The organism is Streptomyces drozdowiczii (assembly GCF_026167665.1).
In the GTDB taxonomy this organism is placed as follows: Bacteria; Actinomycetota; Actinomycetes; order Streptomycetales; family Streptomycetaceae; genus Streptomyces; species Streptomyces drozdowiczii_A.
In genome coordinates, this window is the sequence record NZ_CP098740.1 from 2,688,689 (window position 1) to 2,709,163 (window position 20,475).

Annotated in this window: 18 protein-coding genes and 2 pseudogenes; 11 read left to right on the forward strand and 9 right to left on the reverse strand. The window is 71.2% G+C overall.

Going from position 1 to position 20,475, the window contains the following annotated elements:
• Positions 1-146 precede the first annotated feature (146 nt).
• Together NEH16_RS11960 and NEH16_RS11965 are read right to left on the reverse strand one after the other, a co-directional pair.
• On the reverse strand, positions 147-980 hold the full coding sequence (locus tag NEH16_RS11960; protein WP_265541928.1) for a DUF4328 domain-containing protein: 834 nt from the start codon (positions 978-980) through the stop codon (positions 147-149).
• Between the two features lie 128 nt (positions 981-1,108).
• Positions 1,109-2,704: a beta-N-acetylhexosaminidase gene (locus NEH16_RS11965; RefSeq protein WP_265541930.1), complete on the reverse strand. Its 1,596-nt coding sequence runs from the start codon at positions 2,702-2,704 to the stop codon at positions 1,109-1,111.
• Between the two features lie 303 nt (positions 2,705-3,007).
• On the opposite strand from NEH16_RS11965, the gene NEH16_RS11970 reads away from it, so the two are divergent.
• The 6 genes from NEH16_RS11970 to NEH16_RS11995 all read left to right on the forward strand — a co-directional run bounded on the left by NEH16_RS11970 (position 3,008) and on the right by NEH16_RS11995 (position 7,889).
• A complete protein-coding gene (locus NEH16_RS11970) occupies positions 3,008-3,493 on the forward strand; it encodes a 2-oxo-4-hydroxy-4-carboxy-5-ureidoimidazoline decarboxylase (RefSeq protein WP_374215662.1) in 486 nt (161 codons plus the stop codon).
• 243 nt (positions 3,494-3,736) lie between these two features.
• On the forward strand, positions 3,737-4,117 hold the full coding sequence (sdhC, locus tag NEH16_RS11975) for a succinate dehydrogenase, cytochrome b556 subunit (protein ID WP_026242571.1): 381 nt from the start codon (positions 3,737-3,739) through the stop codon (positions 4,115-4,117).
• A gap of 5 nt (positions 4,118-4,122) precedes the next feature.
• Entirely contained in the window at positions 4,123-4,596 is a 474-nt protein-coding gene (locus NEH16_RS11980) for a succinate dehydrogenase hydrophobic membrane anchor subunit (RefSeq protein WP_265541935.1), read from the forward strand.
• Between the two features lie 30 nt (positions 4,597-4,626).
• The gene (gene sdhA / locus NEH16_RS11985; RefSeq protein ID WP_073964329.1) at positions 4,627-6,381 is read left to right on the forward strand and encodes a succinate dehydrogenase flavoprotein subunit; all 1,755 of its coding nucleotides are present in this window, start codon (positions 4,627-4,629) and stop codon (positions 6,379-6,381) included.
• Complete coding sequence (locus NEH16_RS11990) at positions 6,381-7,157, forward strand: succinate dehydrogenase iron-sulfur subunit (protein ID WP_073964330.1); 777 nt, start codon at positions 6,381-6,383, stop codon at positions 7,155-7,157. The genes sdhA and NEH16_RS11990 overlap by 1 nt, the downstream gene beginning before the upstream one ends.
• Before the next feature lie 153 nt (positions 7,158-7,310).
• Positions 7,311-7,889, forward strand: coding sequence for a hypothetical protein (locus tag NEH16_RS11995; protein WP_265541939.1), 579 nt, complete (start codon positions 7,311-7,313; stop codon positions 7,887-7,889).
• 135 nt (positions 7,890-8,024) lie between these two features.
• On the opposite strand, the gene NEH16_RS12000 is transcribed toward NEH16_RS11995, so the two are convergent.
• Positions 8,025-8,534 (reverse strand): MarR family winged helix-turn-helix transcriptional regulator, encoded by a 510-nt coding sequence (locus tag NEH16_RS12000; RefSeq protein ID WP_073964332.1) that lies wholly within the window; start codon positions 8,532-8,534, stop codon positions 8,025-8,027.
• A gap of 99 nt (positions 8,535-8,633) precedes the next feature.
• On the opposite strand from NEH16_RS12000, the gene NEH16_RS12005 reads away from it, so the two are divergent.
• Together NEH16_RS12005 and NEH16_RS12010 are read left to right on the forward strand one after the other, a co-directional pair.
• Entirely contained in the window at positions 8,634-9,908 is a 1,275-nt protein-coding gene (locus NEH16_RS12005; RefSeq protein WP_265541943.1) for an MFS transporter, read from the forward strand.
• A gap of 14 nt (positions 9,909-9,922) precedes the next feature.
• A complete protein-coding gene (locus NEH16_RS12010) occupies positions 9,923-10,663 on the forward strand; it encodes a TetR/AcrR family transcriptional regulator (RefSeq protein WP_265547160.1) in 741 nt (246 codons plus the stop codon).
• A gap of 7 nt (positions 10,664-10,670) precedes the next feature.
• Here the strand turns inward: NEH16_RS12010 and NEH16_RS12015 are convergent, their stop codons facing one another.
• From NEH16_RS12015 to NEH16_RS12025, 3 genes are all read right to left on the reverse strand, one after another.
• The gene (locus NEH16_RS12015) at positions 10,671-12,224 is read right to left on the reverse strand and encodes an ABC transporter substrate-binding protein (RefSeq protein WP_073964335.1); all 1,554 of its coding nucleotides are present in this window, start codon (positions 12,222-12,224) and stop codon (positions 10,671-10,673) included.
• A gap of 220 nt (positions 12,225-12,444) precedes the next feature.
• Positions 12,445-13,716, reverse strand: a complete 1,272-nt coding sequence (locus NEH16_RS12020) for a metallophosphoesterase (protein ID WP_265541945.1) — start codon at positions 13,714-13,716, stop codon at positions 12,445-12,447.
• A gap of 65 nt (positions 13,717-13,781) precedes the next feature.
• Complete coding sequence (locus NEH16_RS12025) at positions 13,782-14,027, reverse strand: SCO4848 family membrane protein (protein ID WP_265541947.1); 246 nt, start codon at positions 14,025-14,027, stop codon at positions 13,782-13,784.
• 121 nt (positions 14,028-14,148) lie between these two features.
• On the opposite strand from NEH16_RS12025, the gene NEH16_RS12030 reads away from it, so the two are divergent.
• The gene (locus NEH16_RS12030; protein ID WP_265871387.1) at positions 14,149-15,423 is read left to right on the forward strand and encodes a D-alanyl-D-alanine carboxypeptidase family protein; all 1,275 of its coding nucleotides are present in this window, start codon (positions 14,149-14,151) and stop codon (positions 15,421-15,423) included.
• Here the strand turns inward: NEH16_RS12030 and NEH16_RS12035 are convergent.
• Positions 15,371-16,327: a YihY/virulence factor BrkB family protein gene (locus tag NEH16_RS12035; protein ID WP_265541951.1), complete on the reverse strand. Its 957-nt coding sequence runs from the start codon at positions 16,325-16,327 to the stop codon at positions 15,371-15,373. The genes NEH16_RS12030 and NEH16_RS12035 overlap by 53 nt on opposite strands.
• Positions 16,328-16,467: 140 nt before the next feature.
• On the opposite strand from NEH16_RS12035, the gene NEH16_RS12040 reads away from it, so the two are divergent.
• Positions 16,468-17,808, forward strand: a complete 1,341-nt coding sequence (locus NEH16_RS12040; protein ID WP_265541954.1) for an FAD-binding oxidoreductase — start codon at positions 16,468-16,470, stop codon at positions 17,806-17,808.
• Between the two features lie 30 nt (positions 17,809-17,838).
• A pseudogene (locus NEH16_RS12045) lies at positions 17,839-18,626 on the forward strand (decaprenylphospho-beta-D-erythro-pentofuranosid-2-ulose 2-reductase).
• 23 nt (positions 18,627-18,649) lie between these two features.
• Here the strand turns inward: NEH16_RS12045 and NEH16_RS12050 are convergent.
• A pseudogene (locus tag NEH16_RS12050) lies at positions 18,650-19,228 on the reverse strand (2'-5' RNA ligase family protein); the annotation flags it as partial.
• A gap of 106 nt (positions 19,229-19,334) precedes the next feature.
• Positions 19,335-20,348, reverse strand: coding sequence for a tryptophan--tRNA ligase (gene trpS / locus NEH16_RS12055; RefSeq protein ID WP_073964342.1), 1,014 nt, complete (start codon positions 20,346-20,348; stop codon positions 19,335-19,337).
• Positions 20,349-20,475: the final 127 nt, after the last annotated feature.

Sequence of the window (20,475 nt, forward strand, 5' to 3'; positions counted from 1 at the left end):
TCAGCCCCTCCGTATGGCCCCATGACGGGGCACAGGGGGGCGCAGCGCTTCCTGTTATCGCATTCAGCGCCGAATGGCCGAAAAGCGTCACTGCCGTTGGCTGATTACCGCCCCCGCGATCACGGGGCGGCAGCCCGCCTCCCGCCTCAGTGCGCCTGGAGCGGACGCGGTACCGCAGGGATCGGGCCGAGGTTCGCGCGGTGGGACTGCATCGCCGTCAGCCTGCGGACGAACAGGATCGCCAGGACCGCCGCCACGATGTCCAGCGCGTCGCCGACCGCGAGCATGTCGAGCCCGCGCACCATCCCGTTCCCGGTCTTCGCGTCGGCGTAGTAGCGGCCGGCACCCCGGCTCACGAGCTGGTCCACGATCAGCGCCGCCCACCAGGCGTTCAGCAGGCCGCGCGGGGCGGCGGACCGGCGCCCGTCGCCGTCGGCCGGGGCGCTCGCGGCCCACGCACCACGCGCCACCCGGAACGGCAGCCACAGGTTGCCGATGGGCACGAACCACGAGCCGATCGCCCAGCCGGGCCGCATGGAGTGGGCGGACGGGTCGAACACCTCCGCGTTCCGCCGGACCCGGCGAAACCACACCAGGAAGACGATGCCCGTCGCCAGGAGGGCGAACGCCTGGAAGGAGGCCGCGGCCCCGGTCAGATTGTCGGCGAGGGTCAACTCGTCCTCGTCCACCGAGAGGAAGCCGCCGTCCAGCCCGCCCGCGAGCAGCATGCGGGAGTGGATACCGGCGGCGATCGACAGCACGTCCGCGACGGCCACGGCACCGAGCAGTACGCACACCGCCTTGGCCAGGCCCACCGGCGAGCGCAGCTGGTCGAGCCGGGGGCCGTTCGGCGTCACACCGTGGCTGCCGGCCCAGGCCCGGCCCCGGTCGGCGTCCGCCGCACCGGCGCACACGGCGCACCGCGTATCGGCCGGGTCGGCGGAGTCGGCCGGTCTCGTACCGCAGAGTGAACAGAGCATGGAAACGGAACCCCCCAGGATTCGGACGTCGACGCGAGAAGCGCGCGCGTCCCTCCCCGGACGACGCGGCCACCGGAACGTAATGCCCGGCGGCCGCATTGTCCATGGTCAGAGGCGTGCCCGGCGACTCAGCCCGCGTCGATCTCCTTCGCCAGCGACTGGAATTCCGCATAGCTCGGCTTCGGCTTGCCCGGGACCCACAGCTTCTGGGCCGTCGCCCGCAGCGGCATCCGGATGCCGGCCGCGACCTGCTCGGCGGTCTGGGCGTTCGGGAAGTCGCCCCAGACGGCGAACCGGCCGCCGAGGATCTGGTCCGAGTAGCGGGCCGGGACCGGGGTGGTGCCGCGCAGCACGAGCGGGGTCCACTGCTCGTAGATCCGCTTGCCGGTCGGGTAGACGAAGGCGTTGGGCTGGCCGAGCACGTAGTACATGAACTCGTCGTTGAGGTTGAGGACCTTGCGGCCCTCGCGCAGGTACTCCTCCGGCGACCGGGCCCCGTACTCCTTGCCCGTCCAGTACTCGACCTCGATGTCCTTGTCGGCGCGCACCTTGCTGTCGCGGAACTGGCCGTCGTTCCACGCCTTCGGCTTCATGCCGTGCTTGCGGATCACCTCCGCCCGGTCGTTGAGCCAGCCGGTGGCGAGGTCGGAGATGCCGGCCCCGGAGCCGTACTTCGCGACGGCCGCGCGCTGGAGCTGCGGGTAGGACGCGGCCGGGTTGCTCGCCATCAGCGCCCGGTACTCGTCGCCGCCCAGGTGCCAGTACTCCCCGCCGAACAGCTCCGCGTACTCGCCGAGCAGCTCGTCGATCAGCTTGGCCGCGCCCGGCTTCGAGATGTCCAGCGACCCGGTCGAGGCGACGCCGGAGACGTTGCGCAGCTGGAGGTCGGGGTGGGCGCGCAGCACCGCGCCGAGGTGGCCCGGCGAGTCGATCTCCGGGACGACCTGGATGTGCAGCCGGCCGGCCAGGGCCACGATGTGCCGGACCTGCTTCTTGGTCAGGTGGTCCGGCGAGACCACCTCGGGGTGGGTGTCGGACTCGATGCGGAACGCCTGGTCGTCCGAGAAGTGCAGGCCGAGCTGGTTGAGCTTGAGGTCGGCCATCTCGTGCATCCGGTCCTCGATCCAGGACGCGGTGTAGTGCTTGCGGGCGATGTCGAGGTTGAGGCCGCGCTGCGGCTTGTCCGGCCGGTCGCGCACCTCGCCCTCGGGCATCGAGCCGTCGGCGCGCACGGACTGCTTGAGGGTGCGGGTGCCGTAGAAGACGCCCGCCTCGCCGGGTCCGCTGATCCGCACCCGCCCGTCGGCGGTGCGCAGGGTGTACGACTCCGGCCCGCCGGACGCCTTCGGGGTGAGCGCCAGCTCCACGTCACCGGCGCGGGCGGCCGCCTCGCCCCGGTAGTGGATCTTCAGCTCGCCGGCCAGCAGCTTCCCCTCGTCGGCCAGCTTGCCGCTGCCCTTCGCGAGGACGACCCCGCTGTCCTTGCCGGGCTTCCAGCCGGGCCCGTGGGCGGGGGTGTGCTCGCGTACGGCGGGGATGGTGCGGGGCGCCTTGGAGAGCGGGTAGCTGCGGGTCGGTGACGGGGTGGGGGAAGGGGACGAGGCCGCACGGGACGTCTCGGGGCCGTTGCCGTGCTCGGTTCCGGAGCCGCCGCAGCCGACGAGGACGACGCTCGCCGCGGCCGCCGCCGTCGCGGCCAGGAGGGCGCCGCGTGAGGGTGCCATCAGTCAGAAACCTCCGGTTCGGGGGGAGAAGAAAAGAGAGCAGAACTGCGAGAAAACGGTGCAGATGTAGGGAGGTAACCGGGCAATCTCCTCACACATCCGCTCGGCAGGCATCGCGAAACTCTCCCGTCCGGGTGAAATTCGCGCATCCTTCGCCCGCCCTTATCCCCCGCTCGCTAGCGTTGAGCCCCCTCAGTCCCTTCAGTCTCTCCATTTCGGGAGCCCACGCTGTCCAGGTCCAGCGAGTACCACGCCGGCCTCCCCGAGCGACCGCCCCGGCCCGCCCGGCGCACCGCCGTACCCGTGCAGAGCCGAGGTACCTCCCCCATCTGGGACCTGCCCCGGTTCAACGGCGCGCCCGCCCCCGAGGCCGAGGCGGCCCTGCTCGGGTGCTTCGGCAGCGCGGCCTGGGCGCGGCGGCTCGCCGCCCACCGCCCCTACCCGGACGCGGAGGCGCTGCTCGCCGCGGCCGACGAGGCGGCCTACGACCTCGCCCCCGCCGATCACGCCGAGGCGCTGGCGGCCGAGGTGTCCCCGGGGCTGCGGCCGGACGCGCCGCGCTCCGCCCATCTCGCGCTGGCCGCCGCCCACGCCGAGTACGAACGCAAGTTCGGCCATGTCTTCGTGATCTGCCTGGACGGCTATCCGCCCGCCGAGCACCCCGACCAGGTGCTGGCCGGCATCCGGGCCCGCCTCGCGCACGAGGAGGACCGGGAGCGGGCGGTCACGGCCGACGAGATGAGGCGACTCGCCCGGGGCCGCCTGGCCGCGTTGGTATCGAGTCGATAACGGGTTGGGCGCGGGCCGCACGGCCCGGTTTCCCCGGCGCGGAGGGGCCGAGCAGGGCCGCGGAGGGCCGTCCATAGCCCGTCCGTGCCTGTTTCGTTGCCACTTTGATCACACCGGAGGGCCCCGCGCGATCGAACCGACAAACCGTCGCTACGATGGCCGGGGCCGGTGGACCGTACCCGGCCGGGTCAGACCGACAGTCAAGCCGGCCGACCCCAATCCCCGCTCCCGGAGGGTTCTTCCGTGCCGGCTGGAACGCTGTACCGCGGCCGGGAAGGCATGTGGTCCTGGGTGGCTCATCGAGTCACCGGTGTCCTCATTTTCTTCTTCCTGTTCGTGCATGTCCTGGACACCGCCCTCGTCCGCGTCTCCCCCGAGGCGTACGACGACGTCGTGTCCACGTACAAGACGCCGATCGTCGCGCTGCTCGAATACGGCCTGGTGGCCGCGATTCTCTTCCACGCGCTGAACGGTCTGCGCATCGTCGCCGTGGACTTCTGGGCCAAGGGCCCGCGCGTTCAGAAGCAGATGCTCTGGGCCGTGCTGGGCATCTGGATCGTGCTGATGCTGGGTGCCCTGTACCCCGTGCTCGGCCACGCCGTACGCGAACTCTTCGGGAGCTGAGGCCCATGTCCACCGAGACTTCCGCGATCGGCGCCGTCGAGGGCGTTTCCCTGTACGACGCCGACAACCCGGCCCCCGTCATCGAGCCGCCGCGCAAGCGGACCGGCAAGACCCCCAAGGGCTCGCGCACCAACTTCGAGATGTACGCCTGGCTCTTCATGCGCCTGTCGGGCATCGTGCTGGTCGTCCTGGTCATCGGCCACCTGCTGATCCAGCTGGTGCTGGACGGCGGCGTCTCCAAGATCGGCTTCGCCTTCGTGGCGGGCCGCTGGGCCTCGCCGTTCTGGCAGGTCTGGGACCTGGCGATGCTGTGGCTCGCCATGCTGCACGGCGCCAACGGTCTGCGTACGGTCATCAACGACTACGCCGAACGGGACAACACCCGCTTCTGGCTGAAGATGCTGCTGTACACCGCCACGGTGTTCACCGTCCTGCTGGGCACGCTGGTGATCTTCACCTTCGACCCGAACATCCGCTAGGCGCCGGGCCCGAAGGACCAGAGGTAAACCATGCAGATCCACACGTACGACACCGTCATCGTCGGCGCCGGCGGCGCCGGCATGCGCGCGGCCATCGAGTCGACCAAGCGCAGCCGCACCGCCGTGCTGACCAAGCTCTACCCCACCCGCTCCCACACGGGCGCCGCGCAGGGCGGCATGGCCGCCGCGCTGGCCAACGTGGAGGAGGACAACTGGGAGTGGCACACCTTCGACACGATCAAGGGCGGTGACTACCTGGTCGACCAGGACGCCGCCGAGATCCTGGCGAAGGAGGCCATCGACGCCGTTCTCGACCTGGAGAAGATGGGCCTGCCGTTCGGCCGCACGCCCGAGGGCCGGATCGACCAGCGCCGCTTCGGCGGTCACTCCCGCAACCACGGCGAGGCCCCGGTCCGCCGCGCCTGCTACTCGGGCGACCGCACCGGCCACATGATCCTCCAGACGCTGTACCAGAACTGCGTCAAGGAGGGCGTGGAGTTCTTCAACGAGTTCTACGTCCTGGACCAGCTGGTGGTCGAGGAGGACGGCGTCAAGAAGTCCGCCGGCGTCGTCGCGTACGAGCTGGCCACCGGCGAGATCCACGTCTTCCAGGCGAAGGCGGTCATCTACGCCTCCGGCGGCACCGGCAAGTTCTTCAAGGTGACGTCGAACGCCCACACCCTGACCGGTGACGGCCAGGCCGCCTGCTACCGCCGGGGCCTGCCGCTGGAGGACATGGAGTTCTTCCAGTTCCACCCGACGGGCATCTGGCGCATGGGCATCCTGCTGACGGAGGGCGCCCGCGGTGAGGGCGGCATCCTCCGCAACAAGGACGGCGAGCGCTTCATGGAGAAGTACGCGCCCGTCATGAAGGACCTCGCGTCCCGCGACGTCGTGTCCCGCTCCATCTACACGGAGATCCGCGAGGGCCGCGGCTGCGGTCCCGAGGGCGACCACGTCTACCTCGACCTGACGCACCTCCCGCCGGAGCAGCTGGACGCCAAGCTCCCGGACATCACCGAGTTCGCGCGTACGTACCTCGGCATCGAGCCCTACACGGACCCGATCCCGATCCAGCCGACCGCGCACTACGCCATGGGCGGCATCCCGACCAACGTCGAGGGCGAGGTGCTGGCCGACAACACCACCGTCGTCCCGGGCCTGTACGCCGCCGGCGAGGTCGCCTGCGTCTCGGTGCACGGCGCCAACCGCCTCGGCACCAACTCGCTGCTCGACATCAACGTCTTCGGACGCCGCGCGGGCATCGCCGCCGCCGAGTACTCCGCGAAGAGCGACTTCGTCGAGCTTCCCGAGAACCCGGCGCAGCAGGTGGTCGACCAGGTCGAGCGGCTGCGCAACTCCACGGGCACCGAGCGGGTCGCGGCGATCCGCCAGGAGCTCCAGGAGTGCATGGACGCCAACGTGATGGTGTTCCGCACCGAGCAGACGATCAAGACCGCGGTCGACAAGATCGCGGAGCTGCGCAAGCGCTACCTGGACGTGTCCATCCAGGACAAGGGCAAGCGGTTCAACACGGACCTGCTGGAGGCCATCGAGCTGGGCAACCTGCTCGACCTCGCCGAGGTCATGGCGACGTCGGCGCTGGCGCGCAAGGAGTCCCGCGGCGGTCACTACCGCGAGGACTACCCCAACCGCGACGACGTCAACTTCATGCGCCACACCATGGCGTACCGCGAGGTCGCCGAGGACGGCACCGAGTCGATCCGGCTGGACTACAAGCCGGTCGTCCAGACCCGCTACCAGCCGATGGAGCGTAAGTACTGATGGCTACACCCACCCTGGACAAGGCCGACAAGGCTCCCGAGCCCGAGGCCGGCTTCGCCGACTCGCCGTACATCACGGCCACGTTCCGCATCCGGCGGTTCAACCCGGAGGTCTCCGACGAGGCCCAGTGGCAGGACTTCCAGATCGAGATCGACCCGAAGGAGCGTGTGCTCGACGCCCTTCACAAGATCAAGTGGAACGAGGACGGGACGCTCACGTTCCGCCGGTCCTGCGCGCACGGCATCTGTGGTTCGGACGCCATGCGGATCAACGGCAAGAACAGGCTCGCCTGCAAGACGCTGATCAAGGACCTGAGCCCGGAGAAGCCGATCACGATCGAGGCCATCAAGGGCCTCACGGTCCTCAAGGACCTCGTGGTCGACATGGACCCGTTCTTCCAGGCGTACCGCGACGTCATGCCCTTCCTCATCACCAAGGGGAACGAGCCGACCCGCGAGCGCCTTCAGTCGCCCGAGGACCGCGAGCGCTTCGACGACACCACCAAGTGCATCCTGTGCGCCGCGTGCACGTCCTCGTGCCCGGTGTTCTGGAACGACGGCCAGTACTTCGGCCCGGCGGCGATCGTCAACGCGCACCGCTTCATCTTCGACTCGCGCGACGAGGGCGGCGAGCAGCGCCTGGAAATCCTCAACGACCGTGACGGTGTGTGGCGTTGCCGCACCACCTTCAACTGCACGGACGCCTGCCCGCGCGGCATCGAGGTCACCAAGGCGATCCAGGAGGTCAAGCGCGCGCTGATCACGCGTCGCTTCTGATCCCCACGCGCAGGTGCGGAGGCCCGGTCCCCCTCGGGGGTCCGGGCCTCTTGCTGCGCCGGGGTGTGCCCGGACGGTACGGTCGTGCGGGACCGGTGGTCGGTTCACCCACCGCCGCACGGGGGTGCGCGGGGGAGCGAGAGCGGGGGCACGTTGAGCGATCCGAATCCGTACGCGGACGACTCATACAAGTGGGGTCCTTCCCAGCAGCCGGGAACCCCTCCCGGCGCCCCGAACGGCCAGGGCTACGGCTATCCGGCGGGCGGCAATCCGGTCTACGGCTACCCGCAGCCGCTCTCCGGCCCGCCCGCGCAGCCGCCCGGCTACGGGTATCCGTCGCAGCCGACCCAGGGTTACGGCTATCCGGGCGCGGCCCCGACGGGCGGCGGGACGCCGGTGCTGTCCATCGGGGACATCACGGTGATGAGCGATTCGATCGTGACGCCGTCCGGGACGCTGCCCCTCAGGGGCGCGGTGTGGACGGCGACGGACATGTCGCGCACGGAGGAGAAGATCCCGCCGGTGGCGATCGTGCTGGCGATCGTCTTCGCCCTGGCCTGCCTGATCGGCCTGCTCTTCCTGCTGATGAAGCAGAAGCAGACGACCGGCTTCGTCCAGGTGACGGTGACCAGCGGGGGCCGCCACCACTCCACGATGATCCCGGCCGGCCACCCGGACACCTTCGCGATGGTGATGTCCCAGGTCAACACCGCCCGCTCGATGAGCGTCTGAGGGCGCACCCGCGATCGAGGGGGAGCAGCGGCTGAGCGGAGGACGGGCGCCGGCCGGTCGAGGCGGTGGCCGGGCTGCTGGAGCGGGGCGCGGACGGGGTCCGGGAGGAGCTGGGGCGCAAGGCGGAGGGCTGGGTCAGTCCCAGGCCGCCCCGCCCCGGTCCTCCGCGACCACCATGATGCGCCGCAGCATGTCGTTGAGCAGCGCCCGCTCGTCCGCGTCCAGGACGCCGAGGAGCCGTTCCTCCTCGTGGCCGAGGAAGGCCATCGCGCCGCGCCAGGTCGACCGGCCCTCGTCCGTCAGCACCACGTCGACGCGGCGCCGGTCCGTGGTGGACGGGGTGCGGCGGACGAAGCCGCGGCGCTCGACCGCGTCCAGCCGGCCGGTGACGGACGCGGGGGCGAGGTCGAGATCGGCGGCCAGTTCGGACGGGGCCGCCGTGCCGCCGCGCCCGGCCAGCTTGTGCAGGGTGTCGAACTCCTGCCGGTCCAGGTCGAAGTCGACGAGGGACTGCTCGCGCACCCGGCGCAGATGGACGGAGAGCTTCTTCATCCGGGTCACCGCGCCCTCGACGTCGGCGTCCAGCTCGGGAAGCACGGGTCTCCACCGCTCGACGTGCCCGTCGGTCCAGTCGCGTCGCTCCATGGCGCTCAGCCTACGCGGCCGCCTCCGGCGGGGGCAGGGTCCTTTCGAAAGCGTAATTCTCGTTGACGGATACTTCGGTACCGAAATAGATTGCCGCGCATGGTCACCCCCGCGCCGCCCACGGCGCACCCTTTAAGGACCCGCTCGTTCCGGCTGCTCTTCATCGGCCGCTCGCTGTCGATGCTGGGCGACTCCGCGATCCCCGCCGCGCTCACCCTCGCCGTCTATCTGGCCACCGGATCGACCGGCGCCCTCGCCCTGGTGCTGGGGTGCGCGATGGTGCCCAAGCTGCTGCTGCTCCCGCTGGGCGGGGTCGTCGGCGACCGCTTCAACGCCCGCACCGTGGCCCTGACCACCGACCTCGTGCGGTGCGCGACCCAGCTCTTCGTCGGCGCCGAACTGCTCTCCGGCACCCCGGCCCTCTGGCAGATCGCGCTCGCCGAGGCGGTCGGCGGCGCCGCAGGCGCCTTCGCGATGCCGACCTCCGCCCCGCTGGTCCGGGGCACCGTGGACGAGTCGGGGCTGCTGCGCGCCAACGCGCTGATGGCGGTGGCCTCCGGGACCGCGCGGATCGGCGGGCCCGCCCTCGCCGGGGCCCTGATCCTCACCGCCGGACCGGGCTGGGCCTTCGTGCTGGACGGTGCCAGCTTCGCGGTGAGCGCCGCCCTGCTGTACGTGATCCGGGTCCGCCATGTGCCCATCCCCCGGCGCTCCCTGCTCGGCGACCTCAAGGGCGGCTGGACCGAGGTCCGCAGTCGTGACTGGTACTGGACGAGCCTGATCGCGCACGCCGTCTGGAACGGGGCGGCGGCCGTGCTGACCACGCTCGGCCCGGCCCTCTTCCTGCACGGCCCCGGCGGCAAGGGGAGCTGGGTCGTGCTCCTCCAGACCGGCGCGGTGGGCCTGCTGGTCGGCTCGCTGGTGGCCGGCCGCGTCCGGCCACGCCGGGCGGTCCTGGCCGCCAATCTCGCCGGCGCGCTGTACGTGCTGCCGCTCTGCCTGCTGGCCGCGCACGCCCCGGTGGCCGTCTCGCTCACCGCGTACGGGATCGCCATGGCCGGTCTCGGCTTCCTCAACCCGGTCTGGGAGACCGCCGTCCAGTCGGCGGTGCCGCCGCAGGCGCTGGCCCGGGTGACCTCGTACGACTGGCTGCTCTCGCTGGCCGCGATGCCGCTGGGCTACACCCTCGCCCCGCTCGCCGCCTCCGCCTGGAACACGGAGGCCCCGCTCGCCGCGGCCGGGCTGCTGGCCGGTGCGGCCTGCGCGGGCACCGCCCTGGTGCCGGGCGTACGGCGCTTCGGGGTGCCGGCCGCCGGTGGTGGCGCGGTGCGGGAGACCGGGGCGCCGGCCGGGACGACGCCCGCGGCGGGGTAGCGGGCGCGGCCCGGATACGCTCGGGCCGTGGTGAAGGTAGAGAAGAAGGCCCCCGGAGCGAGCAGACGCGTGCGCTGATCCTCGAAACCGCGCTCCGGCTCTTCCAGGAACGCGGCTACGACCGGACGACCATGCGGGCCATCGCCCAGGAGGCGGGCGTCTCCGTAGGGAACGCCTACTACTACTTCTCGTCCAAGGAGCACCTGGTCCAGGGCTTCTACGACCGGCTCGCGGCCGAGCACGCGGAGGCGGTGCGCCCGGTCCTGGACGGCGAGAAGGAGCTCGCGGCACGGCTGCGCGGGGTGCTGCTGACCTGGCTGGACGTGGCGGAGCCGTACCGCCCCTTCGCCACGCAGTTCTTCAAGAACGCGGCCGATCCGGAGAGCCCGCTCAGTCCGTTCTCGCCGGAGTCGGTCTCCGCGCGCGAGGCGGTCATCGCCATCCACGAGCGCTGCCTGACCGGCTCCAGCACCCGGACGGACCCCGAACTGGCCCCGTTGCTGCCGCGGTTGATGTGGCTGGCGCACATGGGCCTGGTGCTGTTCTGGGTGTACGACCGGACGGACGGCGCCGCCCGCAGCCGCCGCCTGGTCACGCGTACGGTCCCGATCGCGGCCCGGGCACTGAGCCTGTCCCGGTTCCGGGTGGTGCGGCCGCTGGTGCGCCAAGTGGCCGAAGTGCTGGAGGAGTTCCTGCCGGAGACGACAGCGCGGGCGGCCGGACCGGTGAAGTCCGCGCCGCCCGCGTCGATCTGATCCGGGATCAGATCCAGCCCAGCTCCCACAGGCGCCACACGCCCGTGCCGTCGGAGAGGTACTGCGAGCCGGAGACGTCCGCCTTGGCGATGACGTAGTCCTTCTTCTGCCACAGCGGCACCAGCGGCACGTCCTCGCCGACCAGCTTCTGGAGTTCCTTGAAGTCCCCCGAGGCCCGGCTGCGGTCGCTGTACTGCAGCGTGGCGCTGATCAGGTCGTCCATCTTCTTGCTGGTGTAGCCGTTGTGGAGGCTGCTGTCGCGGCCGACGAGCGGCTGGCTGAAGGTGTCGGGGTCCGGGTAGTCCGGGAGCCAGCCGACGGTGTACATGTCGTACTCACCGGCCGCGTAGCCCTTCTGGAACCGGGTCCACTCGACGGCCTTGATCGTGACCTTGAAGAGCCCGGTGGCGTTCAGCTGCCGCTGGATCTCCTTGGTCTCGTCGGTGTACTGGTCGCCCTCGCGGTAGGCGAAGGTGACGGCCAGCGGGGTCTGGACGCCGGCCTCCTGCATGAGCGCCTTCGCGCGCTTGGCGTCCGGCGTGGGATAGGCGTCGAAGAACGGGGTGCTGTGCCCGATCGTGCCCTGCGGGATCAGCGAGTAGAGCGGTTCGACGGTGCCCTTGTAGACCTTGCTCACCAGCGGGCCGCGGTCGATGACCGAGGCGATGGCCTGGCGGACCTTGCGGTCGGCGAGCGGGGCGCCCTTGCGGACGTTGAAGACCAGGTTGCGGATCTCGGCGCTGTCCGCCTCGGTGACGCGCTTGTCGCTGTCGCCCGGGTTCAGCGCGGCGAGCGTGGACGGCGGCAGCTGACGGTGCGTGACGTCCACCTGGCCGGACTTCCACGCCGAGAGAAGGTCCTCGGAGTCCTTGTAGTACCGCACGGTGATCGGTCCGCCGGTCTTGGTGACCGCGCCCTTGTACCGCGAGTTCGGCACGAGTTCGGCCTTCACCCCGGCCTCGTAGGACTTCAGGACGTACGGCCCCGAGCCGGTCACCTGGCCGTCGTTGCGCAGCTTGCGCTCCGCGTAGGCGTCCTTCTCCACGATGGCGCCGGCGCCCGTGGCGATCTTCTGCGGGAAGGTCGCGTCACGCGAGGAGAGGTTGAAGGTGATGACCCGGCCCTCGGTGACCACGTTCTTCAGGCTGGGGAAGAGGACCGAGGGACCGACGTCCGTCTTGATCTCCAGCATCCGGTCGAACGAGTACTTGACGTCCTCGGCGGTGATCTTGTCGCCGTTGGAGAACGTCAGGTCGTCACGGAGCTTGCACTGGTACGTCTGGAGCTTGGCGCCGATGAAGCCGCAGCTCTCGGCCGCGTCCGGCTCGGGGACGATGCCGCCGGACTTGAACGTCATCAGGGACTGGTAGACGTTGCTGTACATCGCCCAGGAACCGGCGTCGTAGGCGCCCGCCGGGTCGAGCGAGGTCACCGCGTCGGTCGTCCCGACGACGACCGGATCGGAGTTCCCCTCGTCCGAGGGAAGCAGTTGCCAGGCGACCACGCCTGCGATGACCAATACCGCGAAAATCGCGAGAATCCGTAGCCGGATCGACCGCATTGACGTGCTCTCCCTTAACTGCCCCACCTCGGTGTCGCGCTCAGATACGCAGATCACCGCACGTTCGCGCCAAGCAAATCACACGATTTTCACATCTGGAAGGGGAGATCAGAGGCTCATAGCCAATTGTTTGTCAGTCGAAACCTTTGGCGCTTACGCCGAATACAGAGGGTTCCCGAACGGTCACCCGTTTCGCCATTTCGCGTGTGTACGCGGGTGATTACGCCTGCCGGGATGCGAGCTCGACAACGGTGATGTCGGAGGGCGCGCCGACCCGCACGGGCGGGCCCCAGGCGCCGGCGCCCCGGGTGACGTAGAGCTGGGTGTCGCCGTAGCGTTCGAGCCCGGCGACGGTCGGATTGGACAGCTCCGCAACGTAGTTGCCCGGCCACAGCTGGCCGCCGTGGGTGTGCCCGGAGAGTTGCAGGTCCACGCCGTGCTCGACGGCCTCGTCGATGACCACGGGCTGGTGGGCCATGAGCACGACCGCGCGGGCGGGGTCGCGGTCGCAGAGGGCGCGGGCGAAATCGGGGCCCTGCCCTTCGCTCTCGCCGGCGATGTCATTGACCCCGGCCAGATCGAAACCGCCGGTCTCCACCCGTGCGTTCTCCAGTGGATGCAGCCCCAATTCCCTTACATGATCCACCCATTGGGCCGCACCGGAGTAGTACTCGTGATTGCCGGTGACAAAGAACGCCCCGTGCCGGGCGCGGAGACCGGCGAGCGGTTCGGCGGCCGGGCCGAGATCCGCGACCGATCCGTCCACCAGATCACCGACGACCGCGATGAGATCGGGCTGGGTCCGGTTGACCGCGTCCACCACCCGTTGGGTATGGGAGCGGCCCAGGATCGGGCCCAGGTGGATATCGCTGACGACGGCGATGCGGAAACCGTGCGCGGAGCGGGGCAGCCGGGCGAGCGGTACGGTGACCCGCTTCACCCGGGGCCCGCGCAGCACGCCGTACGTCCCGTAGCCCACGGTCCCGAGCCCGGCGACGGCGGCGGCGCCCCCGACCGCGCGCGCCACGAACAGCCGCCGCGACGGGGCGGGGAGGGCGGGCGCCCCGGACTCCGGCGCGGGCGCGACCTCCGGCGCCGACGCCGGTACGGGGACGGGCTCGGGTTCGGGTGCCCGCACGGGTGCCGCCCCGGCCGCCGCCCGGCGCGCGAGCCACCGGCGCAGCAGGGGCCGTACGGCCTCGCCGACGAGCAGGGCGAGGGTCAGATAGAGGAGCGCGGCGAGCCAGAGGTAGCCGGGCCAGGCCAGCACCCGCTGGACCGGGAAGGGCGCGCCCGCCGGCCCGGCGACCAGGGCGCCGAGGCTGAGCAGCGGCAGCGCGTACGCGGCGATCGTGCCGGCCCTGCGCCACGGGCTGCCCTGGCGCGTCGTGTCACCGACGAGCCGGCACCACACATAGCGGTGCACGGCCACGAGCAGGGCGAGCACAGCTGTCACGGCGAGTACCGCCAGCCCGGCGTCCACGATCCGCATGCCTACTCCCCCGCCCCGTTCGTCCCGGTAACACCCGATTCACGTCCCGGCCGGGACCAGTGGTTTCAAGCCTTCTCGGCGCGCAGGGCCCTGACGCCCCGGAACCCGATCCAGCCCACACCCGTCCCCAGAAGAAAGGACGTGATGGCGAGCAGCAGATGCACCCAGAAGTACGCGGTCGGGTCACCGGCGTCGTCGAAGGCGAGGCCGCTGCCGTCCTTCCAGAGATTCTTTACGAAGGTGACCCAGATGACCCACGACCACGCCCCGAAGGCGAGCAGGAACCAGGAGACCGGGCGGCTGAGCTTCATGGATTCAGTATCGCCGCCGCGTTCCGGGTGGCTCGGGCGGGGTGGTCCGTCCCGGCGGTCCGCCCGGCGGGTCACAGCGCCAGTACATATATTCACATCAACTGCATGTACGTTTTCGACCGTGCCAGCTCTCAAGAAGGCCGCGTTGGCGGTCACCTCTGCCGCCCTGCTGTCCGCTTTTGTCGTCACGCCCGCCTCGGCGGCCGACGGGGACGACGACGCTCCCAAGCCGCCGGCGACCATGTCGCAGATCGGCGGCGCCCAGCTGGGGCGGTCCGGCACCCAGGTCAGCCTCGGGCCCGGCGCCCCGGTGCTGCCCAAGAAGCTGACGGGCCGGTCGTGGATGGTCTCGGACGCGGAGACCGGCGAGGTGCTCGCCGCACACAACGCGCACTGGCGGCTGCCCCCGGCGTCCACGCTGAAGATGCTCTTCGCGGACACCCTCCTCGACGACCCGGCGCTCCTGCCCAAGACGCGGGAGTACACGGTGAAGGACGAGGACCTCGCCGGCATGGGCGAGGGCAGCAGCCTCGTCGGCATCAAGGAGGACCACAGCTACACGGTGCACGACCTGTGGCTCGGGGTCTTCCTTCGCTCGGGGAACGACGCCGTGCACGTCCTGTCCTCGATGTACGGCGGGGTGCCGAAGGCCGTCCAGGCCATGCGGGACCGCGCGGAGGAGCTCCAGGCGCTCGACACCAACGTGGTGTCGCCCGACGGGTACGACGCGCCCGAGCAGGTCTCCAGCGCGTACGACCTCTCGCTCTTCGCCCGCGACGGGCTCCAGAACGCGGACTTCCGGGAGTACTGCTCGACCGCCGACGCGCAGTTCCCCGGGGAGCAGAAGAAGGGCAAGAAGCGCGAGACCTTCGGCATCCAGAACACCAACCGGCTGCTCACCGGTGCCGACGGCGTGACCGCGTACAAGGGCATCGCGGGCGTCAAGAACGGCTACACCACGCACGCCGGCAACACCTTCACCGGTGTCGCCGAACGCAACGGCAAGGTCCTCCTCGTCACCGTCATGCACCCGGCCGACGACGAGACGCACGCGGTGTACAAGGAGGCGGCCCGGCTCCTGGACTGGGGGTTCGCCGCGACCGGCAAGGTGACCCCGGTCGGTGAGCTGGTCCCGCCGAAGTCCGCGGTCACCGGCGACGGCTCGGACACCGCCGGGGCAGGCAAGGGCGCCGAGGCGGACACGGCGGCCTCGGACAAGGGCGGCCACGGAGCGGACAAGGCGGCGCGGGCGGCGGCCGCCACCGACGGCTCCGGCGGGGTCGGGATCGCGCTGGGCATCGTCGGCGGCGTCCTGGTCCTGCTGGCCGGCGGGGTGTTCCTGGTCAACCGGCGCTGGCCGCTGCCGGACCTGATGCGTCGCCGTCCTCGCCCGTGACGCGCCGGGCGGCGGGCGTGGAGTCCTCCTCCGCGTCCGCCGCCGGCTCGTCCTCCTTGCTCGGCGTCGCCGTCCAGGCGGCGCAGAACAGCAGCAGCTTCGCCGTGAAGTTGATCCACAGCAGCAGGGCGATCGGCACCCCGAAGGCGCCGTACATGCTCTTGGACGCGACGCCCCGCATATAGCTCCCGAGCAGCAGCTTGAGCAGTTCGAACCCGACCGCGCCGAGCAGCGCGGCCACCATCAGCCGGCGGCGCGGCGGTTCGACCCCGGGCAGCAGCGTCAGCAGATAGAGCAGCAGCAGGAAGTCGGCGACGACGGCCACCAGCAGCGCGGCGATCCGCAGCAGCACCCCGCCCGCCCCGTTCTCCGGGATGTTGAGCAGGTCGGCGATCCAGCCGACGGCCACCGAGCCGACCGAGGAGATCGCGAGCGTCACCAGCGCCGCGCCGCCCAGGCCGAACAGCACCCCGGCGTCCTTGAGCTTGCGCAGGACCGGATTGCCCTCGTCCAGGTCGTCCATCTCCCAGACCGCGCGCAGGCAGTCCCGCATCGAGCCGATCCAGCCGACGCCGGTGAAGAGCAGCAGCGCACCGGCCACCAGACCGACCGTCCCCGCGTGGGCGACCAGGCTGTCGATGCCGAGCTGGTCGGAGATGCCGGGCACCTGCTCGGCGATCTTGTCCTCGATCTTGTCCAGCTGCTTGTCGCTGAGCAGCGCGGCGCCGATCGCCGCGCCGACCGCGATCAGCGGGAAGAGCGCGAGGAAGCTGATGAACGTGATGGCCGCGGCCAGCCGGGTCCAGTGGACCCGCACCAGCGTCTCGTAACTGCGCCACGCGTGCGTCTCCATCAGCCGGGAGACGAGTGGCCCGATGACGGGGAGTTTTTTCAGCCAGTCCATAGGTCACGACTACCCCTCCGGCGCGTGAAAACCGAAGTCCGGTGCGGGGTGGAGAGGATGACGGACCCTCAATCACCCATTTCGGTGAGTGTTGTAACAAATCCCTCAAAGGTGTTATCCCGGGCGATACGGTCACCCTCATGTCTGTCGACACCGTGTCCCTGACCGGCTGGGGCCGCACCGCCCCGACGACCGCGCTGCGTTTCCGCCCCCGTAGTTACGAGGAGGCCGCGGCGACCGTGCTCGGCTGCGGGCCGCGCGGCTCGATCGCCCGGGGCCTGGGCCGGACGCACGGCGACGCGGCGCAGAACGCCGGGGGTTCGGTGCTCGACATGACCGCCCTGGACCGCGTCCGCACCATCGACGCGGCGGCCGGGCTGGTGGTCTGCGACGCGGGCACCACGCTGCACCGGCTGCGCGAGGTGATGCTCCCGCTCGGTTGGTTCCCGCCGGTGGTGCCCGGCGGGCGTTACGTCACGGTGGGCGGCGCGATCGGCTCGGACGGGCACGGCGACAACCACCGCGCGGCCGGCTCCTTCTCCCGCCACGTCACGGAGTTCACGCTGCTCACGGCGGACGGCGAGGCGCGTACGGTGCGCCCGGGCACCCCGCTCTTCGACGCGACCGCCGGCGGCCTCGGCCTGACCGGGGTGATCCTCTCGGCCACGCTCCGGTTCCGGCCCGTGACCACGGCCCTGATGTCCGTCGACACCGAGCGGGCGGCCGGTCTGGACGACCTGCTGAGCCGAATGGCGCGCGGCCACCGCCCCTACGAGTACGCCCGGATCGACCTGACCGCCCGGGGCCGGGCCACCGGGCGCGGCGTCCTGGTCCGCGCGGACCACGTCCCGGTCCGGGCGCTCCCGGCGCACGCCCGGCGCACCGCGCTCGCCCTCGGCCCGGCGCGCCGCCCCGCCGCGCCGCCGCTGCTGCCCCGCCTCTTCGGCCGGCTCTCCGCCACCGCGCTCAACGAACTCGGCTACCGCACCGCGCCCCGGTCCCGCACCGGCGAACTCCAGCCGGTCGGCGCCTTCTTCCGCGCCCTGGACGCGCGGCCGCACAGCAACCGGGTCTCCCCCACCGGCGGCCGCATCCACTACGCGTTCCTGGTCGGGCACGGGCAGGAGGAGACGCTGCGCCGGATCGTCGGGCGCATCGCCCGCAGCCGCTGTCCGTCCTTCCGGGCGGTGCTCAGGCGGTGCGGCGAGGGCGGCCCGGGCTGGCTGTCCTTCCCGGCGCCCGGCTGGCACCTCTCCCTCGATCTACCGGCCGGCCTGCCGGGGCTCGCCCGCTTCCTCGACTCGCTGGACGAGGAGGTGGCGGCGGCGGGCGGCCGGGTCTCCCTGACCGAGGACGCCCGGCTGCGCCCCGGCGCGCTCGCCGCGATGTACCCGCGGCTGCCCGAGTTCCGGGCGCTGCGGGCCGAACTGGACCCGACCGGGGCGTTCCGCTCGGACCTGTCCCGCCGGCTGTCGCTGTAGACCCCCTCTTCCCCTGCAAGGAGCGTTCCCGTGAAGGATGCCTTCGGTGCCCCGCAGTCCCTGCTCGTCCTCGGCGGCACGTCGGAGATCGGGCTCGCCACCGCACGCCGGCTGATCGCCCACCGCACCCGGACGGTCTGGCTGGCCGGCCGCCCCTCGCCCGCCCTGGAGGCGGCGGCGGAGGACCTGCGCCACCGGGGGCGTACGTACAGACCGTGGCGTTCGACGCGCTGGACACCGAGTCCCACGAGACGGTCCTCGGCAAGGTCTTCGCCGAGGGCGACATCGACATGGTGCTGCTCGCCTTCGGCATCCCGGGCGACCAGGGGCGCGACGAGGAGGAACCGCTCGCGGCGGTCCGGGTGGCGCAGACGAACTACACCGGCGCGGTCTCCGCCGGTCTGGTGTGCGCGGGCGCGCTCCAGGCGCAGGGGCACGGTTCGCTGGTGGTGCTGTCCTCGGTGGCCGGTGAGCGGGCCCGGCGGGCGGACTTCATCTACGGGTCGAGCAAGGCGGGCCTGGACGTCTTCACGCAGGGCCTCGGCGACGCGCTGCACGGCACGGGGGTGCACGTCATGGTGGTGCGCCCGGGGCTGGTGGTGCCGGACGCGGCGGGGGTGCGGGAGGCCGGGGGGCCGCTGGCGACGATCCCGTTCACCCGGACGCCGCTGGTGACGACGCCGGGTGCGGTGGCGGACGCGATCGTGACCGGGCTGCGGAGGCGCCAGGAGACGGTGTGGGTGCCGGGGGCGCTGCGCGCGGTGATGTCCGCGCTGCGGCACGTACCCCGGCCGCTGTTCCGGCGGCTGCCGGTGTGACCCGGCGCGCTACGGGTGCAGGGAGGGGCGTCCAGGGTGCTGCCGCTCTGCGCGGGGACGGCGGGGCCGGTGCCGCCGGCGCCGAACGGGAACTCGTTGATCTTGCGCCAGACGCGGTCCAGCCGGCCCTGCTCGTACAGCGCGAAGGAGCCGCAGATCCAGGACGCCTCGTAGTCGGCCAGCTCCTCGTACGCCCGGTCCATCGCCGCTTCGGAGATGTCGTGGGCGACGGTCACATGCGGGTGGTACGGGAACTGGAGCTCGCGCACCAGCGGCCCGGAGGCGTCCCGTACCCGCTTCTGGAGCCAGGAGCAGGCCGAGGCGCCCTCGACCACCTGGACGAAGACGACCGGCGAGAGCGGCCGGAAGGTGCCCGTGCCGGAGAGCCGCATCGGGAAGGGGCGGCCGGCGACCGCGATCGAGGCGAGGTGCGCCTCGATCGCGGGCAGGTCGGCCGCCTCGGCCTCGGTCGGCGGCAGGAGGGTGACGTGGGTGGGAATGCCGTGTGCGGCAGGGTCCCCGAAGCTCGCGCGGCGCTCCTGGAGCAGGCTGCCGTAGGGCTCCGGGACCGCGATCGAAACGCCGAGCGTTACGGTCCCCACGTCGTTCTCCTCAATCCTCGGTGGTCTGTTTTCAGCCACTGACGGCCGCAAGCATCACGCCGCAAGTGTGCCGCCTGCGGGCCCTCCGCCGCCAGGGTCCTTGGACTCAGTGCTTCGCGGGCAGAAGGCCCATCCGGTCGTAGGTGAGCGCCAGGGTCTCGGCGGCCACGGCCCGCGCCTTCTCGGCGCCCGCGGCCAGGATGGAGTCCAGCGTCTCGGGGTCGTCCAGGTATTCCTGCGTCCGTGTGCGGAACGGTGTGACGAAGTCGACCATGACCTCGGCGAGGTCCGTCTTCAGCGCGCCGTAGCCCTTGCCCTCGTACTTCTGCTCCAGCTCCGGCACCGAGGCTCCGGTGAGCGTCGAGTAGATGGTCAGCAGGTTGCTGACGCCGGGCTTCTCGGCCCGGTCGAAGCGGATCACCGTGTCGGTGTCCGTGACGGCGCTCTTCACCTTCTTGGCGGTGGTCTTCGGCTCGTCCAGGAGGTTGATCAGACCCTTCGGGTTCGCCGTCGACTTGCTCATCTTCGAGGACGGGTCCTGGAGGTCGTAGATCTTCGCCGTCTCCTTGAGGATGTACGGGTCCGGGACGGTGAAGGTCTCGCCGTAGGTGCTGTTGAACCGCTCGGCGAGATTACGGGTGAGCTCCAGGTGCTGGCGCTGGTCCTCGCCCACCGGGACCTGGTCGGCCTGGTAGAGCAGGATGTCGGCGACCATCAGCATCGGGTAGGTGAACAGGCCGACCGTGGTGCGGTCGGCGCCGTGCCGGGCGGACTTGTCCTTGAACTGCGTCATGCGGGACGCCTCGCCGAACCCGGCCAGGCAGTTCATGACCCAGCCCAGCTGGGCGTGCTCGGGCACATGGCTCTGGATGAACACCGTGCAGCGCTCGGGGTCGACCCCGGCGGCCAGCAGCTGGGCCACGGCGAACCGGGTGTTGGCCCGCAGCTCCGCCGGGTCCTGCGCGACGGTGATGGCGTGCAGGTCGACCACCATGTAGAAGGCGTCGTGGGACTCCTGCAGGGCCACCCACTGGCGGACGGCGCCGAGGTAGTTGCCGAGGTGGAACGAGCCGGAGGTGGGCTGGATTCCGGAGAGCACGCGGGGACGTTCAGAGGCCATGGGCTCATTGTCTCAGGTGTGCGGCCCTTCCCGGGCAGCCGGTGGAGGAATCGCCCGCCGGGCCCGCGCGGCGGAAATCGCGGGCGCGCCGCGAACCGAAGGTTTCCTCGCGGAGGAACCGACCGAC

What these genes read in the sequence shown, in the direction of transcription:
- NEH16_RS12040 (WP_265541954.1), top strand. Translation starts at nt 16,468, where the DNA reads ATGTCTGTCGACACCGTGTCCCTGACCGGCTGGGGCCGCACCGCCCCG.
- sdhA (WP_073964329.1), top strand. Translation starts at nt 4,627, where the DNA reads ATGCAGATCCACACGTACGACACCGTCATCGTCGGCGCCGGCGGCGCC.
- NEH16_RS12015 (WP_073964335.1), bottom strand. Translation starts at nt 12,224, where the DNA reads ATGCGGTCGATCCGGCTACGGATTCTCGCGATTTTCGCGGTATTGGTC.
- trpS (WP_073964342.1), bottom strand. Translation starts at nt 20,348, where the DNA reads ATGGCCTCTGAACGTCCCCGCGTGCTCTCCGGAATCCAGCCCACCTCC.
- NEH16_RS11980 (WP_265541935.1), top strand. Translation starts at nt 4,123, where the DNA reads ATGTCCACCGAGACTTCCGCGATCGGCGCCGTCGAGGGCGTTTCCCTG.
- NEH16_RS12025 (WP_265541947.1), bottom strand. Translation starts at nt 14,027, where the DNA reads ATGAAGCTCAGCCGCCCGGTCTCCTGGTTCCTGCTCGCCTTCGGGGCG.
- NEH16_RS11990 (WP_073964330.1), top strand. Translation starts at nt 6,381, where the DNA reads ATGGCTACACCCACCCTGGACAAGGCCGACAAGGCTCCCGAGCCCGAG.
- NEH16_RS12035 (WP_265541951.1), bottom strand. Translation starts at nt 16,327, where the DNA reads ATGGACTGGCTGAAAAAACTCCCCGTCATCGGGCCACTCGTCTCCCGG.
- NEH16_RS12005 (WP_265541943.1), top strand. Translation starts at nt 8,634, where the DNA reads ATGGTCACCCCCGCGCCGCCCACGGCGCACCCTTTAAGGACCCGCTCG.
- NEH16_RS11965 (WP_265541930.1), bottom strand. Translation starts at nt 2,704, where the DNA reads ATGGCACCCTCACGCGGCGCCCTCCTGGCCGCGACGGCGGCGGCCGCG.
- NEH16_RS12020 (WP_265541945.1), bottom strand. Translation starts at nt 13,716, where the DNA reads ATGCGGATCGTGGACGCCGGGCTGGCGGTACTCGCCGTGACAGCTGTG.
- NEH16_RS11960 (WP_265541928.1), bottom strand. Translation starts at nt 980, where the DNA reads ATGCTCTGTTCACTCTGCGGTACGAGACCGGCCGACTCCGCCGACCCG.
- NEH16_RS12000 (WP_073964332.1), bottom strand. Translation starts at nt 8,534, where the DNA reads ATGGAGCGACGCGACTGGACCGACGGGCACGTCGAGCGGTGGAGACCC.